At 69.7% G+C, this 15,306-nt stretch carries 15 protein-coding genes and 1 pseudogene; 10 read left to right on the top strand and 6 right to left on the bottom strand.

Features of this window, described 5'->3' with window-relative positions:
• The 3 genes and pseudogenes from AB0B89_RS28355 to AB0B89_RS28345 all read left to right on the top strand — a co-directional run.
• A pseudogene (locus AB0B89_RS28355) lies at positions 1-307 on the top strand (HEAT repeat domain-containing protein); the annotation flags it as partial.
• 3 nt (positions 308-310) lie between these two features.
• Complete coding sequence (locus AB0B89_RS28350) at positions 311-1,087, top strand: MerR family transcriptional regulator (RefSeq protein WP_358558930.1); 777 nt, start codon at positions 311-313, stop codon at positions 1,085-1,087.
• Positions 970-1,314 (top strand): hypothetical protein, encoded by a 345-nt coding sequence (locus tag AB0B89_RS28345; RefSeq protein ID WP_358558928.1) that lies wholly within the window; start codon positions 970-972, stop codon positions 1,312-1,314. The genes AB0B89_RS28350 and AB0B89_RS28345 overlap by 118 nt, the downstream gene beginning before the upstream one ends.
• Positions 1,315-1,392: 78 nt before the next feature.
• On the opposite strand, the gene helR is transcribed toward AB0B89_RS28345, so the two are convergent.
• From helR to AB0B89_RS28330, 3 genes are all read right to left on the bottom strand, one after another.
• A complete protein-coding gene (helR, locus tag AB0B89_RS28340) occupies positions 1,393-3,540 on the bottom strand; it encodes an RNA polymerase recycling motor ATPase HelR (protein WP_358558926.1) in 2,148 nt (715 codons plus the stop codon).
• 59 nt (positions 3,541-3,599) lie between these two features.
• A complete protein-coding gene (locus AB0B89_RS28335) occupies positions 3,600-4,823 on the bottom strand; it encodes a glycosyltransferase (RefSeq protein ID WP_358558924.1) in 1,224 nt (407 codons plus the stop codon).
• Positions 4,824-5,125: 302 nt separating this feature from the next.
• Positions 5,126-6,169, bottom strand: a complete 1,044-nt coding sequence (locus AB0B89_RS28330) for a YafY family protein (protein WP_358558922.1) — start codon at positions 6,167-6,169, stop codon at positions 5,126-5,128.
• A 152-nt stretch (positions 6,170-6,321) separates the two neighbouring features.
• Between AB0B89_RS28330 and AB0B89_RS28325 the strand changes: the two genes are divergently transcribed.
• On the top strand, positions 6,322-7,455 hold the full coding sequence (locus AB0B89_RS28325) for an epoxide hydrolase family protein (protein ID WP_358558920.1): 1,134 nt from the start codon (positions 6,322-6,324) through the stop codon (positions 7,453-7,455).
• A gap of 248 nt (positions 7,456-7,703) precedes the next feature.
• Positions 7,704-8,513, top strand: coding sequence for an SAM-dependent methyltransferase (locus AB0B89_RS28320; protein ID WP_358558932.1), 810 nt, complete (start codon positions 7,704-7,706; stop codon positions 8,511-8,513).
• Positions 8,514-8,585: 72 nt separating this feature from the next.
• On the opposite strand, the gene AB0B89_RS28315 is transcribed toward AB0B89_RS28320, so the two are convergent.
• Positions 8,586-8,789, bottom strand: coding sequence for a hypothetical protein (locus AB0B89_RS28315; protein WP_358558918.1), 204 nt, complete (start codon positions 8,787-8,789; stop codon positions 8,586-8,588).
• Positions 8,790-8,812: 23 nt separating this feature from the next.
• Between AB0B89_RS28315 and AB0B89_RS28310 the strand changes: the two genes are divergently transcribed.
• On the top strand, positions 8,813-9,169 hold the full coding sequence (locus tag AB0B89_RS28310) for a hypothetical protein (RefSeq protein ID WP_358558916.1): 357 nt from the start codon (positions 8,813-8,815) through the stop codon (positions 9,167-9,169).
• Here the strand turns inward: AB0B89_RS28310 and AB0B89_RS28305 are convergent.
• Together AB0B89_RS28305 and AB0B89_RS28300 are read right to left on the bottom strand one after the other, a co-directional pair.
• Positions 9,103-9,453 (bottom strand): metalloregulator ArsR/SmtB family transcription factor, encoded by a 351-nt coding sequence (locus tag AB0B89_RS28305; RefSeq protein WP_358558914.1) that lies wholly within the window; start codon positions 9,451-9,453, stop codon positions 9,103-9,105. The genes AB0B89_RS28310 and AB0B89_RS28305 overlap by 67 nt on opposite strands.
• Positions 9,454-9,588: 135 nt before the next feature.
• Complete coding sequence (locus AB0B89_RS28300) at positions 9,589-10,014, bottom strand: VOC family protein (protein ID WP_358558912.1); 426 nt, start codon at positions 10,012-10,014, stop codon at positions 9,589-9,591.
• Between the two features lie 260 nt (positions 10,015-10,274).
• Between AB0B89_RS28300 and AB0B89_RS28295 the strand changes: the two genes are divergently transcribed.
• The 4 genes from AB0B89_RS28295 to AB0B89_RS28280 all read left to right on the top strand — a co-directional run bounded on the left by AB0B89_RS28295 (position 10,275) and on the right by AB0B89_RS28280 (position 14,992).
• Positions 10,275-11,105: a MurR/RpiR family transcriptional regulator gene (locus AB0B89_RS28295; RefSeq protein ID WP_358558911.1), complete on the top strand. Its 831-nt coding sequence runs from the start codon at positions 10,275-10,277 to the stop codon at positions 11,103-11,105.
• Positions 11,106-11,114: 9 nt separating this feature from the next.
• A complete protein-coding gene (locus AB0B89_RS28290; RefSeq protein WP_358558909.1) occupies positions 11,115-13,223 on the top strand; it encodes a PQQ-binding-like beta-propeller repeat protein in 2,109 nt (702 codons plus the stop codon).
• A gap of 212 nt (positions 13,224-13,435) precedes the next feature.
• Positions 13,436-14,116, top strand: a complete 681-nt coding sequence (locus tag AB0B89_RS28285; RefSeq protein ID WP_358558907.1) for an HAD hydrolase-like protein — start codon at positions 13,436-13,438, stop codon at positions 14,114-14,116.
• 33 nt (positions 14,117-14,149) lie between these two features.
• The gene (locus AB0B89_RS28280) at positions 14,150-14,992 is read left to right on the top strand and encodes an MBL fold metallo-hydrolase (protein WP_358558905.1); all 843 of its coding nucleotides are present in this window, start codon (positions 14,150-14,152) and stop codon (positions 14,990-14,992) included.
• Positions 14,993-15,306 lie beyond the last annotated feature (314 nt).

The raw sequence follows: 15,306 nt of genomic DNA, 5'->3' as shown, positions 1-15,306 counted from the left end.
CGCTTGGCGGGCAGCGGTCGTGCTCGTGCCCGAAGGTGAGGAGCCCGAGTTGGCCGCGGTGTTGTCGACACAGTTCGGGCGCGGCGAACGTGAGACGCACCTGAGCCTCAGCCGGGCGCTGATCGCGCTCGGTGAGGTGATCTTGCCAAATCTGCGCGCCGCGATGACGGATCTCGACCCTGGCGTGCGCGCGCACGCGATCGCCACGGAACGGCTGTTGCGCGACCCGGATGCCGGATTCGAGTTCGCGATCGAGGAGGCGAAGCGCGTCGTGGCCCTCGGCGGGACCGGCCAGGAGGGGGGATAGGCGGTGTTGATCGGTGAGGTGGCACGGCGGTCCGGGGTCAGCGCCCGCATGCTCAGGCATTACGACTCGCTCGGCCTGGTGCGGCCGACGGGTCGTAGCGACGCCGGCTATCGGGAGTACTCCAGCGAGGACATCCGGCGGATCTTCCATATCGAGAGCCTGCGGTCATTGGGGCTGTCGCTGCGTGAGGTCGGGCGGGCGCTCGATGATCCGGGCTTCACGCCCTCAGAGCTCGTCGACGACCTCATCCGCCAGACGCGAGAACGCATCGCCAGTGAGACGGAGCTGCTCACGCGACTCCGACGGATCGGTGCCGCGAAACCCGCCGGCTGGGAGGACGTCCTCCAGACCGTCGCACTCCTCCAGGCGTTGGGGTCGAAGAGCGCCGGGAAACGCCAGCGCGCGGCCCTGTCCTCGGTCGAGGAGGTTCCGGTGCCGGCGGAAGCACTGGTCGAGGCGGTGCTGAGCGAGAAGGACCCGAACGTCGCCGGAGCCCTTCGATGGGCCTTGGCGCAATCGGGTGATGCCGGATTGGCGCTGCTGGCGGAGGGCCTCGGCTCACCGGTGGCCGAGGTGCGCAAACGTGCCGTCCAGTCCATCGCTGAGATTCCGGACGGTGAGGGACCGCACTGCTGCGGGACGCCCTCGCGAACCCCGACGTCGTGGTCCGCAGGTATGCGGCTCTGGCACTCGGGGCACATGGGGTGGCCGACGCGGTCCCGACGCTCATCGACATGGTCGTCGAGGGGACGAACGACGTCGACGCGGCCGATGCGCTGAGCGCGCTGGCGAGTCGTCCCGCGTTGGCGGATCAGATCGCTGACGGGCTCGTTGATCGTCTCGCCCCCGGCACCGTGGAATCGTCCGCGCGTCGACGGCTGGCACAGGCGCTCGCGGATATCCCGGGAACCACGGCGTCACGTGCCCTCGCAGATCTGTCACAGGACGAAGACCGTGCCGTCGCGCTTACCGCGGCATACATTCTCGGGATCCGCGACACGCGATGACGGGTCCTTCCTGTAGTGCTGTGTGCGTGGCCCGGTTGCTGCTGGTCACCGCCGGCAGGGCCACGCACTCGGCCGGAGTCAGGAGCTCGTGAGGATGACGAGCCGGTGGGTCGCTCGGGTCATCGCGACATAGCGGTCGACCGCTCCTTCGACGCCCCTGCCGAACGTCTCTGGGTCGACGAGCACGGCCAGGTCGAACTCAAGCCCCTTCGACAGCTCCGGGGTCAGCGACCGGACGCGGGACGTCGCCTGGAACGTGGGATCGCCGATGACGCAGGCGACCCCGTCGGCATGCGTGGCGAGCCAGGTGTCGAGGACCGAGCCCAGGTCCGAAACAGAGCCGTGTACGACGGGGACGCCGCCGCTGCGGATGGAGGCCGGCACGTTGGCGTCCGGGAGCACGGCCCGGATGACCGGCTCGGCCTCCGCCATGATCTCTTGCGGTGTCCGGTAGTTGACGCTCAGGGAGGCCAGGTTGATCCGGTCGAGCCCGATCCGCTCAAGCCGTTCCTGCCACGACTCCGTGAACCCGCGCCTTGCCTGGGCACGGTCCCCGACGATGGTGAAGCTCCGGGACGGGCAGCGGAGCAGCAACATCTGCCACTCCGCGTCGGTCAGTTCCTGGGCCTCGTCCACGACGATGTGCGCGAACGGTCCGGCGAGCAGGTCCGGTTCGGTGCCGGGAGGCGCGGTCTCGTCGACCAGGGCGTCCTTCAGGTCCTGTCCGCGCAGCATCGTCACCGCGCCTTCCCCGTCGTCATCGGCCTCCAGCGGGGCGTCGACGACCTTGGCCATGTGCTCGCGCTCGGCGGCGATGGAGGCGTCATGCCGACGCCTGCGCCGTGACGTCTCCGGGTCGCCGAGCCGCTGCCGTGCCGCGTCCAGGAGCGGCAGGTCGGACAGCGTCCAGGCCTGGGCGTCCCCGCGTCGCAGCTTTCGAACGTCATCGGGGCTGAGCCAGGGGGCGCACATCCGCAGGTAGGCCGGTACCGACCACAGGTCTCCGACGAGGTCGGCCGCTTCGAGCAGCGGCCACGCGCGGTTGAAGGTCGTGAGCAGCTCCCTGTTCCGCAGCAGCGACCTGCGGAGCAGGTCAGCCGGGGCCTCGCCGTCGTGCTTGTCCACCAGGATCGTGAGCAGCTCCTCCCAGATCTGGTCGCGCGCCTCGTTGTGCGGAGTCCCGGGTTCTGGTGCTTCGAACGCCTCGGCCCAGTCGTCGGGGCTCAACCAGATGTCGGACCAGTGGGTCGTGACCGTCATCCCCTTGGTGGGCGGGTTCTCGTAGAACCTCACGGCCGCCTCGATCGCCTTCACCAGGTCCGCGGACGACTTCAGGCGGGCCACCTCCGGGTCGGTCTCCACCGCCGCCGCGGCTCCCTCGGCGACGAGGTCCCGCAGGGTGCAGGTCTGCACGCCCTCCTCTCCGAGGCTCGGGAGGACGTCGGCGACGTAGGCCAGGTAGGGCTGGTGCGGACCGACGAACAGCACGCCGCCCCGGTGGTGACCGAGGCGAGGGTCCGCGTAGAGGAGGTAGGCGGAGCGGTGCAGAGCGACGACGGTCTTCCCCGTACCCGGCCCGCCGTCGACGACGAGAGCGCCGCGGGAGCCCGCGCGGATGATGGCGTCCTGGTCGGCCTGGATGGTGCCGAGCACGTCTCGCATCCGGTCCGACCGGTTGCCGCCCAGGCTGGCGATGAAGGCGGACTGGTCGTCCAGCGCGGCGTGCCCTTCGAACCCGTCGGAGGTGAAGACCTCGTCCCAGTAGTCGCTGATCCGCCCGGCGGTCCAGCGATACCTGCGGCGGCTCGTCAGCCCCATCGGGTTGGCGTGGGTCGCTCCGAAGAACGGCTCGGCCGCGGGGGAGCGCCAGTCGAGCAGCAGCCGACGACCCGCGCTGTCCGTGAGGCCAAGTCGTCCGATGTACACGGGTTCGGGGTCGTCCGCGCTGACGATGTGCCCGAGGCACAGGTCCAGACCGAAGCGACGCAGCGCGCGCAGGCGAGCGGTCAGCCGGTGGATCTCCAGGTCCCGGTCCATCGCCTGCCGCCCTACGCCGCCGGGAGCCTTGCGTTCGGCGTCGAGGCGGTCGGACAGGTCGGCGATCGACCGCTCAAGGCTCGCCGCGATGGCCGCGAAGTGCCGCTCGTCGCCGGCGATCAGCGTCGGGTCGGCCTTGGGCGTGAGATGGCCGGGAAGGTCGAACGCGCTGGTGGTCAGGGAGTTCACGTCATCGGCTCCGATCTGAGGTGGACGAGGCGCTTTCCGGGCTCGGCGATCCGGGCGGTTCACGCGGGCACCGGCGGCCTTTCCCGGCTGACCGCGTCGAGCAGCATCGCCGCGGCCACCGTCGCCCCGTCGGTGCGGATCGTGCCGGCCACGGCCCTGGCTCGTGCTCGGACCTCGGGGGTCAGGGCCGTTCTGAGCGCGGCCGACAGGGACGCGGTGGTCGGAGCCGGACCGTCGTGTGCCGCGCCGATGCCCAGCTCGGCCACCCGGCCGGCCCAGTACGGCTGGTCCCCCGCCTGGGGCACCACCACCTGGGTCGCCCCGACCCGGGCGGCCGTCGTCGTGGTGCCCGCGCCGCCGTGGTGCACGACGGCGGCCACCCGGCCGAACAGTGCCTGCTGGTTGACCTCGCCGACGGCGAAACAGTCGTCCCGGTCGTCGATCAGGGCCAGGTCGGCCCAGCCGCGGCCCACCAGTACGCGGCGGCCCTGCGCGCGGATCGTCTCGATGGCCACCCGGGCGATGTCCTCCGAGACGCCGCGCATGCTGCCGAAGCCCGCGTACACCGGTGGCGACCCGGCGTCCAGGAACGCCTCCAACTCGGCCGGGAGCGGGCGCTCGTCCGGAAGGATCCACGCACCGGTGCGCACGACGTCGAGGTCGGGGGTCTCCCGCCACGGGCTCAGGGTCGGGTCCGCCGCCAGCCACGGGTGGCCGGTGAAGATGAAGTCGCGGACGTCGTCCACCGGCGGCAGCCCGATCGAGGCCCGGTGGGTGTTGAGCGCCTCGCCGTGCAACGCGTTGAAGCTCCGGGCGTTCAGCTCCCACAGCACCCGGTTGTCGGTCACCTCCGGCGGGGAGGACTCGCCGGGCAGCACCGGCGGCGGCGCGTGGTGCGGCGACGGCAGCAGGAACGGGCAGAAGGTCGCGTACACGTAGGGGACGCCCAGCTTCTCGGCCACCGACCGCGAGGCGAAATGCGCCAACCCGGTCGCCAAGAGCGCGTCGCATCCCTCGGCCGCCGCGGCGACCGTGTCGAACAGCGCGGCCAGCTCGGACACGCGCCGGGACGCGCCGGCCGGCGACGACGGCCGCACCATCGACCCCATCGGCGAGCCGACCGGCACCAGCGGTACGCCGACACCGGCCAGCAGCTCGGCGAACTCCTTGTCAGGCGGCGCGCACACCCGCACGTCCGCACCGAGTTCCCGCAACCGCACGGCGAGTCCCGCCAGCGGTTCGACGTCCCCGCGCGACCCATACGTCGACAACAACACACGCATTCCGCATTCCCCGTTTCCGCAGGTTCCGGCCTCGGCCGACAATCCTGAGGCACGACCCGGGTCTTGCCGCAAGCCCCCCGGTGCGCTATACGTTGAGAGTGGCAAGGGGTGGGATCTCCTTGCCATCGCCTTTTGTCGTCCGCTGTGCTCGGACCCCTCTCGGCCCAGGTGAGGCACTTCAGGGCAGGTTCCACTCGTCGGGAGTCCAGCAGATAGCAGAGATCGTCGCGTCCGTCTGCTCTGTACCTTTTGGTTTACTTTGTAAAGAACGCCGCTATTGGCGCTAACCAGATCTCACCCACTCAAACCCCCCCACCAGCAGGGGGACCCGGTGACAGAAAGCCCGGACGGGACCGGTCGTCTGCCGGTAGACGGCCGGTCCCGTCGGGGCCCTCTGTGGCGCGGACGGCGCGGGCGCCCGCCGCACGCAGGTACGCCAGCAGTTCGGGCGGCTCGTGCACCTGGAACTCGCAGCCGAGCATGAGCAGCCGGGAGGCCAGCCACTCCAGGGTGTCGGCGCGTCCGTGCAGGCGGCAGCTGTGCTCGTCGATCGGCTGGACCTCGCCCGGGGCGGTGCCGAGCCGCTGCGCTACCTGGCCGGCCGGAAGACGAATGGTCGCCAGCACCTCGTAGGTGGGTGCCGACGAGTACAGCCTGTCGGTGATGAAGGCGGCCGCGTCCCGCTCGGGCGGCTCGCGGGGAGGGACCCGCACGCCGGTCGGCCGCGGATCACTGATTCGGTCGACGCGGAAGGACCGCCAATCGTCGCGGTCGTCGTCGTACGCCAGGAGGTACCAGCGGTGTGCGACCGCCACCAGACGGTACGGCTCGACCAGGCGTCGGGTCTCGCTCCCGTCACCCGTCTGATAGGCGAACCGCAGGCGTTCGCGGTTGGCGGCGGCGCCGGCGAGCACCGTAAGGTTCCGCGGATCAACACCCGGCCCGTTCCCGGTCAGCATCGAGACCAGGACCGCGGCCAGCGTGGCGACCCGGTGTCGCAGCCGGGACGGCAGCACCTGCTCCAGCTTGGCCAGGGCCCGCACGGACGCCTCCTCCATGCCGTTCACCGGAGTCCCGGCCGCCATGCGCAGGCCGACCGCGATGGCCACCGCCTCCTCATCGTCCAGCAGCAACGGTGGCATGGCCTTACCTGCGGCGAGCCGGTAGCCGCCCACCGCCCCCATCGTCGCCCGCACCGGATAACCCAGCTCACGCAGGCGATCGACATCCCGGCGGATCGTACGGGGGCTGACCCCCAGGCGCTCGGCCAGCTCGCTGCCGGGCCATTCGCGCGGGGTCTGCAACAAGGACAGCAGTTTGAGCAGTCGTGCGGGGGTGTCGCTCATGGGGTCCATCATGCCCGGCCATATCGGACAGGAACTGACCTACATGGTTCCTATTCTCGATCATGTCACCGCGACGCGCCACCCGGGCCTGCGGGAACGACGTGGCAGGACGCCGCCCGCCGCTGCGGCGGGCGTACCCACTGAGGAGAGTCATGAGCACCGAGGTCCGCCCCTTCCGCATCGACATTCCCCAGGCAGACCTGGACGAGCTGCGCCACCGGCTGGCCCGCACCCGGTGGCCCCGGCAGCTGCCCGGCGAGGAGTGGAGGCGGGGCGTCCCCGCCGACTATCTCAAAGACCTGGCCGAATACTGGCGCAGTGGATACGACTGGCGCCGGCGTGAGGCGCGGCTGAACGAGTTTCCCCAGTTCATGACCGAGATCGACGGCCAGGACATCCACTTCCTGCATGTGCGCTCCCCCGAGCCGGACGCCCTGCCGCTCATTCTCACCCACGGCTGGCCGAACTCGTTCGTGGAGTTCACCGACCTCATCGGCCCCCTCACCGATCCTCGCGCGCACGGCGGCGACCCGTCTCAGGCGTTCCACGCCGTCGTGCCGTCGGTGCCCGGATTCGGGTTCTCCGCCCCGCCGCGCGAGACCGGCTGGAACGCCACGCGCGTGGCACGGATCTGGGCGGAGCTGATGCACCGCCTCGGATACGACCGCTACGGCACCCAGGGCGGGGACTTCGGCGCGTACGTCGCCCCGGAAGTCGCCAAGGTGGCCCCGGATCACGTGATCGGCGTCTATGTCATCAGCGGGCTTGGCTTCCCCACCGAAGACGATGTTCCCGAGATGACCGGCGACGAGCGGGCGGCCTACGCGCAGCTCCAGACGCAGGACTGGATGAGCGGCGTGGACCATCATGGGCTGCTGCGCGCGGCACCGCAGACCTTCGCCTACGGATGGCATGACTCCCCGGTCGCCGCGCTGGCATGGATGACGCAGAAGTTCAAGGAGTTCACCGCCGCCGCGAAACCGCCGGAGCAGGTGATCGATCGTGACCTGATCCTCACCAACGTGAGCCTCTACTGGCTCACCGGGACGTTGGGAACCTCATCCTGGCCCTACTACGACAGCACGGGCTTCGGCTGGCCGGAGGGTCAGACGGCGGCGCCGACCGGTGTGTACAGCGGACCGCCCGGAATCCGCCGGCTCGCCGAACGACACAACATCATCGTTCACTGGCCGGAAGGCAATGCAGGCGGCCACCACTTCGTCGCCATGGAGCAGCCCGATCACGTCGCCGCCGACATGCGCGAGTTCTTCGGCAAGGTCCGCTGACCTTCGTCCGCGGCCGCGTCTCTCACGCCCGGTGACGCGGCCGGCCCTGCCCCCTTTCGTCTGGGGACATGTCCGGAAGCGGAGGGCCGGGTTGCGCGGGTCGGCCTCGCGGGGGCTTCCGTGTCGTGCGCCGGCTCTCGCGGACAGGCGTAATCTCCCTGCAGAGACAACGCAAGATAGGGAGCTCCCTGATGGCCGATGACCCCACCGCTCCGAATCCCTTATCCGGGTCCGATGATCCGGCGTACATGTCGGAGGGTGCCGGCAGGTTGAGCGCGGCGCGCATCAACACCACCGTGCCGCACTCGGCGCGGATCTGGAACTACTTACTGGGTGGGAAGGACAATTACCCCGTCGACCGTCTGGCGGGTGACAAGGTGGGGGAGGTCTTCCCGGGCATGGTCGACATCGCCCGGCATTCGCGGTACATGCTTGCTCGGGCCGTGCGTTTCCTTGCCGGTGAGGCGGGCATCCGCCAGTTCCTGGACATCGGTACCGGGTTGCCGACCGTGGACAACACCCACGAGGTGGCCCAGCGGGTGGCGCCGGAGTCGCGCATCGTCTACGTCGACAACGACCCCTTGGTGCTGGTGCACGCCCAGGCGTTGCTCACCAGTACGCCTGAGGGGGCCACCGACTATATCGAGGCGGATGTGCGCGACCCTGAGTTCATTCTCGGCGCCGCCGCGAAGACGCTGGACTTCACCCAGCCGACCGCGCTGATGCTGATGGGCATCCTGGGTCTTGTCCGTGACCATGACGAGACGCGTTCGATTGTGAACCGGTTGATGGCCGCTCTGCCCTCGGGTAGTTATCTGGCGCTGTACGACGGCTCCGACACCGACCCGGCGTACGTCCAGGCGATGCGGCGCCACAATTCGGGGAACGGCGTGGTCGCGTACACGCCCCGGAGCCCGGAGAAGATCGCCGCTTACTTCGAGGGGCTGGAGTTGCTGGAGCCTGGTGTCGTGCCGGTGACGCGGTGGCGTCCGGAGCCGAGCCCTTGGGGAGAGGCTCCCGAGGTCGCCTGTGCGGGCGGGGTCGCCCGTAAGCCGTAGGCTCAGGGGGAGCACATCCTCCTTGGGTGGCGTTGTACATCATGGCCGCGTGAGCGGTGGGAGCCTGCCGGCTCAGTGGACTCGGTCGTAGACCATGGCGATCTCGCCCAGTTCGCCGGTCTCCTGGTGGGTGAGCGTCCACTTCGAAGCCGGCAGGCTGTCGTCGAACAGTCGCCGCCCACCCCCGGCGATCTCGGGGAAGATCATGAGGTACAGCCGGTCGAGTAGGTCTGAGCCGTCCGAGCAGGTCACCCTGCGGCCGGTCGAGTTGGTCATTTCGTGCTCCTTGTGCCGGTGTCGTGCCCGGCGTCGTCGGTGCTGTCGGAGTCCGCGGCGAGGGTGGCCGCGAGCTTGTCGAGGCTCTGACCGAAGCCGATCTCGATGCCTGCGATGAAGTCTGCGGAGCCGGCTGTGCTGTCGGTGATCCGGAAGTGGACGTCGAGGTCTGTGCCGGTGTCGGTGGGCTGGGGCCCGAGGTCGAGGTGAGCGGTGAAGGCGATGCCGCCGTCGGGAAGCAGCGGGGAGAGCCGGTAGGCGAGGCGCTCACCGGGGCGTACGTCGTCGACGACTCCCTGCGCGCGCCCGGCGATCAGGTCGGAGCCGTCGGCGTCCTCGGCATCGCGGTACTCATGGACGATCCGCGCACCCGGTCGTAGGTCTCGCGAGGGCCATCGGCCTGGTCCGCGGTGTCGGCGAGCCGGCTGAGCGCGGTCGCCAGCTCCCGCAGGGGAGCGGGACGGAGCGCGTAGACGCGGCGCTGTCCGGTGCGCTGGGAGGTGACGACGCCGGCGCGCTCAAGGGCCTGCAGGTGCTTGGTCGTCTGCGGCTGGCGCGCCTCGGCGAGCTTGGCGAGGACACCGACCGGCCGGGGCCGCTCGGCCAGCAGGCTCACGAGCCGCCAGCGGGCCGGGTCGGCCAGTGCGGTGAGGAGTGCGTCCATGAGAAAAGTATTCACCATGGAGAATATTCGTGTCAGGGAATATCTAGGGGATGGTCAGGCGGTGAGCCCCCTGGTGACGCCGGCCCGGTGGGGTCTTCCCACCGGGCCGGGTCGGGAAAGCCGGGCGTGTCCACGCTAGGCAGGTCTGGTGGACGCGAGGACTTCGAGGTAGTGCGGGTTGTACATGACGCCCAGCACGTTGCCGAACGGGTCGAGCACCGCGGCGGTGACGAACCCGGTGTCCCCGCGCGGCGTGATCGGCTGGTACTCCTTGGCGCCCATCGACAGCAGTCGCTCCACGGTCGCGTCGAGGTCGTCGACGTGCCAGTACATGACGGCGCCGCCGGGCTCGGCCGCCGCGCCGGGCGGCGCGTAGGCGCGGTCGATGATGCCGAGCTCGTCCTCGTGGTCGCCGAGGCGGAACTCGGCGTAGGCCGGGCGTCCGTCGGGGCCCGACCGCAGGAAGTAGGCCTCCACGCCCAGGAACTCCGTGTACCAGGTCACGGCCGCCGCCACGTCGTCCGCCCAGAAGCTGATCGTGCTGAATCCTCGCAGGCTCACGCTGGGTCCTTCCTCGTCGTCGCTTCCTGCTTCACGCTAGTGGGCATTGAGGAACCCCTGATTCCTCAATGCGGGGCGGGTCCAGAGAGTTTCAGGCGACCTGGGGCACGCCCCGGCGGGGCAAGCGGCGGATGGAGTGATGTTCCAACTGGCCGCTGGGTTTGGATTATCTTTCCGTTCTTCGCGTTGTGTTCATCGCCGGTTCGTTTGGGCGGCCTAACGTCCCCTGCGTGGTCGAAACAGCTTCTACCAGTGTGAACGTGCTTGAACTGATCCGCTCGTCGGTGCCGGACCTGTCGCCGTCGGAGCAGCGGGTCGCACGGACGGTGCTCGCCGCGCCACTTGAGGTGATCCATCGCTCGGTGACCCAGATGGCTCAGGAGTCGGGCAGCTCGGTGGGGAGCGTCATGCGCTTCTGCCAGAGCCTCGGGCTGCGGGGTTTCCAGGACCTCAAACTGCGGCTGGCCCGCGAGTCCATCCCGGCCGAGCGACAGCTGCTGGCGGAGGTGGCCTCGGATGACGGGCCGGCCGAGGTCGCGCAGAAGGTACTCGCCGGTTCGGCGGTCGCCCTTCAAGACGCGGCGCAGACCGTCGACACCGACCGGCTGGGCGCGGTCGCGGAGCTTCTCACGAGGGCGCCGCGGATCCTGTTCATCGCGGTCGGCACCTCCGCCCCGCTGGCCGCCGATGTGGCCTACCGGCTCACCACGATCGGCCTGCCCGCGTCGTTTCCGGCCGACGTGCATGTTCAGCACGTGACGTCACGCATGCTACGCCCAGGCGACGTCTGCTTCGGGATCTCCCACACCGGGTCGACCACCGAGACGCTCGCTTCCGTGCGCGCCGCCCGGCAGAGCGGGGCCACGACCGTCGCGCTCACCAGCTTCGCCAGCTCCCCGTTGACCGAGCTCGTCGACCACCTGCTGGTCGCGGGGAGTAGAGAGACCGCGTACCGCATCGAGTCGATGACCAGCAGGGTCGTCCACCTGGTCGTACTGGACGCGATCTTCACCCTGATAGCGCTGCGAAGCCGCACCGGCAATGAGGCTCTGGCAGCCACCGCCGATGCCCTCACCGACCATCGGATCTGAAGGAACACCATGATCGGATATGTCGTCGATCATCTGGGCCGTCCGCGTGCGGGAGTGACCCTGAGCGACGGGATCACCCTCACCACCACCTCCGCCGACGGAAGGTTCCAGATCGTCCCCCAAGGTCCGTTCGTCTTCCTCACCCGTCCGGCAGGCTGGACCTGCGCGCCCTGGTTCGTGCCCGCCGCGACCGCCGAGGCGACCTTCACGCTGACACCCGACGACCAGCCCGACGTCTACCGGTTTGTCCATATCTCTGATACGCACATCAGCACAGACAACGGTGCGAAGCTCTACCAGGAACCAGTCGAGATGGGCAGCTGCGACGGGCTGGCCGAGTTCCTGAGGAGCCTGCCCGAGCGAGTGCCGGGAGTGCACTCGGTGATCGCCACCGGCGACCTGACCGATTCGGGAGTGGACGCCGAGTACGAGGCGCTCCGCCTCGCCGTACACGACAGCCCCGTTCCCGTGCATCTGCTGCCCGGAAACCACGACCACATGGCGGGAAGGCAAGGGTTCGCGACCTCCCGCAACAACTACTTGATCAACACCGGAGACCCCTCGGGCTACGAGCGCAACGTAGGTCCGCGTTGGTACTCCTTCGACCTGCCGGGCCTGCACGTGGCGGCGCTCGACTGGCACACCCACGAACTGGGCCTGGATCATGAACTCCAGGACGCCTGGCTGCGCGCCGACCTGGAGTCGCTCGCCGCGGGGACGCCGTGGATCCTGCTCAGCCACGACCAGCCCGGCCTGTCGATCCTGGAAGGCCTGCCGCACCAGCCGCTGGCCACCTTCTCCGGCCACTGGCACACCTCAAGGGTCGTTGAGGTCGGCGGAACGCTGCACGTCAACACGCCCACGCCGCTCTTCGCGGGCCTGGACTACAGCCCGCCGTCCTACCGGGTGGTGACCTGGGACGGCGAGCGGATCACGCTGGAGACCCGAGCGGTCGCCCCCGCCGGTCTTGAACGCTCCACCTTCTCCGCGCCGATCCACGCCGTGGCGGTGCCCCGCGCGGCTCGGTGGCGGCACCAGCTTCCCGGTTCCGGACAGCGGGCCGCCGTCCGCGTCGCCGAAGACCTGGTCCTGTCCGCTGTCGTCGACGAGGACAGAGCCGCGGGCGGGGTCGACGCGATCGATCTGGCCGACGGATCGCTGCGGTGGCGTACGGCACTGCGTTCGGCGGTCAAGGGGACGCCCGCGGTCCACGCGGACGTGGTCATCGCGGTCGAGGTGTCAGGCGACGTCGTCGGCCTGGATCTTGCCGACGGGACGGAGCGGTGGCGTACCACCTCACCCGATCCGCTGCGGAGGTTCGCTTTCACCCCGCCCGTCGTGGCCGGCGACCTGGTCATCGTGGGTGACCTGGCGCACCTGCGCGCGCTCGACGCCCGTACGGGCGAGCCGCGCTGGGAGCGCACGGACCTGGCCCCGCACATCAACCTGGTCGGCAACGCGGCCCCGGTCGTGTCCGGAGACCTCGTCCATGTAGGCAGCCTGGGCGTCCCGCCCACCATGATCTGCCTGGAGGTCACCACCGGCGCCACCGTCTGGCCGACCGGCTACTCGACCGCCTCGCTCGCCGATCGGCTGCGGCAAGACGCCTCCCCGGTAGGCACGCCGCTCCTCGACGAGGGCGACCTGTACATCCCGACCAGCAAAGGCGTCGTCAAGGTGGACGGCGGAAGCGGTGAGGTCCTGTGGCAGGTGCGCAACCGCAGGGGGTTCGTGCCGACGACTCCAGTGGCGGTGCCGCACGGCATCGCGGTCGTGGACGGGGGCACCGACCTGGTGCTGTTGAACAGGAGGGATGGCGCGGAGATCTGGCGGACCACCTTCCAGGCCGCCGGCCCCTTCTCCATGACCAGCTACGCGGTCACACCGCACCCGGTCTTCGCCTCTCCCTCACCGGTGACCGTGGATGGTACGGAGCTCCTGCTGGTGCCCGGCCTCGACGGGCGGATCCACGTGGCCATCGCGCGGACCGGAGAGCGTCGCGACGACATCGAATTGGATGTTCCGATCGCCGCGTCCCTGGCGGTGACGGGCGATACCTTGCTGGCCGTCGGCGTCGACGGCGGCGTGCTCGCGATCGATCGGCGGGTACTGGGATGACCTCCGATGCGTCGGCGCCGCCGCCGCGCGACCTCTGTGACGTCGTCCGTACCGATCTCGGCCTTGCCGGGCGCGTGGCCGGGGCGCGGGCACCGTCGGCAGGCCGGCAGGTCACGATCTCCTGCGACCCCTGTCGCTCCGCATCTCTTCGGCGACCGCTTCCTCGGCTCCGCCGCCGGACTTCCCCTCCTCGAAAGCAGCTTCTCCACCTCATGACCCATCTCAGCGACATGCTCGTGCTGTTCGACGTGAACGGCACCCTCATGGACGACACCCACCGCGCGCACGCCGCCACCAACGATGTCCTGTCCAGCAGGCGCATCGCCCTTCTGTCCTTGGAGGAGTTCCTCGACCGGTTCCGCCTGCCGCTGCTGGATTTCCTCACCGACCTGGGCGTCTCCGACAGCGGCCTCGCGCTCGAGGAATGGAACCGTGGCCTCGCCGACCGCGAGGCACCCGCTCGCGCTGGGGCCGAGCGGCTCCTTCGGGGCCTGCGCGCCGCCGGCGCCCGTGTGGGCGTCGTCTCCGCCGCGGCCGCCTCAGCCGTCCATGGCGACCTTGACCGCACCGGACTCGCCCCTTACCTGGACGTCATCGTCACCGACGCCGACGACAAGATCGCACACCTGGACGCCCACCGCGCGAATCACGCGAGGCTCGTCTATGTCGGGGACACCGAGTACGACATAGCCTGCGCCCGCACCGCCGGCTACATGGCCATCGCCGTCACCGGTGGTTACCGTTCGGAATCCCTCCTCCAGGCCGCCCGCCCCGACGCGATCATCAACGGTCTGGGCGAGCTGCCGCGCGTCCTTGGGCACGAGGCCACGGACGTCACCCCATACGGCTCGGCACCAGGCACCGGGACCGGCGGCAACGGCTTCCGGTTCTGAGCACATCCTCTATCGGCAGGAGATTCAAGACACATGCGCGTACACCACCTCAACTGCGGCACCCTGAATATCCAGGGCATCCCACTCGTGACCCACATCCTGGCCGTCGAGACCGACCAGGGCTTGGTGCTCGTGGACACCGGCTTCGGCACCGCCGACGTCGCCGACCCCGCCGGGAGGCTCGGGCCGCTCCGCCTCCTGTTGAACCCGGCGTGCTCACCCGCCGAAACCGCGATCACCCAGATCCGTTCGCTCGGATACACCTCCGATGACGTCAGGCACATCGTGCTGACCCATCTGGACCTGGACCACATCGGCGGACTGGCCGACTTCCCGGACGCTGTCGTGCACACCACCGCCGCTGAACAGCAGGCCGCCATGATCACCCCGGACGAGGTGGAGAAGCAACGCTACCGGCCGGTCCAATGGGCCCATCGTCCCAGCATTTCGGCCTACGAAGGCCCAGGGGAGCCGTGGCGTGGCTTCATCGGCGCCTATCAGGTCAACGGGCTCGACGACCGATTCGCGCTCATTCCCATGCCCGGCCACACCCGGGGCCACGCCGCCGTCGCCATCGACCTCGGAGATGGCAGGCTGCTCCTGCACGCAGGCGACGCGATCTTCGACGGCAGCAGCGCGAACCTCACAGACCACGCCGGACGCCCGTTGGAACTCCGGCCGGAGCTCCGGCAGTTCGAACAGCAGGCCGCCATCGACCCCGGTGCCATCGCCGCCAACCACCGCCGGCTCTCCGAGCTCAACACCGAGCCCGGCGTCGAGATCGTCTGCTCTCATGACCCCCGCGTCCTCGCCGCGGCGACAGCTCTGCGCTCCGGCCTGTCCGCCGAAGCTGGCGCCCCTCTGATGAGGCCATAGCGGAGTCCTCTTCGTCACGGAGGAGAGCATCGGCGGCGTAACGGGGGTCATCTCGCCGGTTGACCCCGGTGCGTCGCCGCATCGGGGTCACCGGGACCGCCGCATCACCGTGGGCCCAGTGGCCGCCTCTTGGGCGATCGACCGCGCCCGCCATGAGGCCACCGGCTTCTCCGAGTAGTCCCGGCGTGCGGGAACCGCCAACGGACCTACGAAGGTGGGCCCTGCTGGGCGGCGGCGTGGAGTTCCGCGGTGACCGCGCCTGGATGACCATAGCTATCCCATACAAGTGAGTGAACGTAACGACTGCCGGCCCA

The organism is Sphaerisporangium sp. NPDC049002, from assembly GCF_040649355.1.
GTDB lineage: Bacteria > Actinomycetota > Actinomycetes > Streptosporangiales > Streptosporangiaceae > Sphaerisporangium.
The sequence above is the reverse complement of the archived record's forward strand: the minus strand, read 5'-3'. Positions and strand labels throughout refer to the sequence as shown.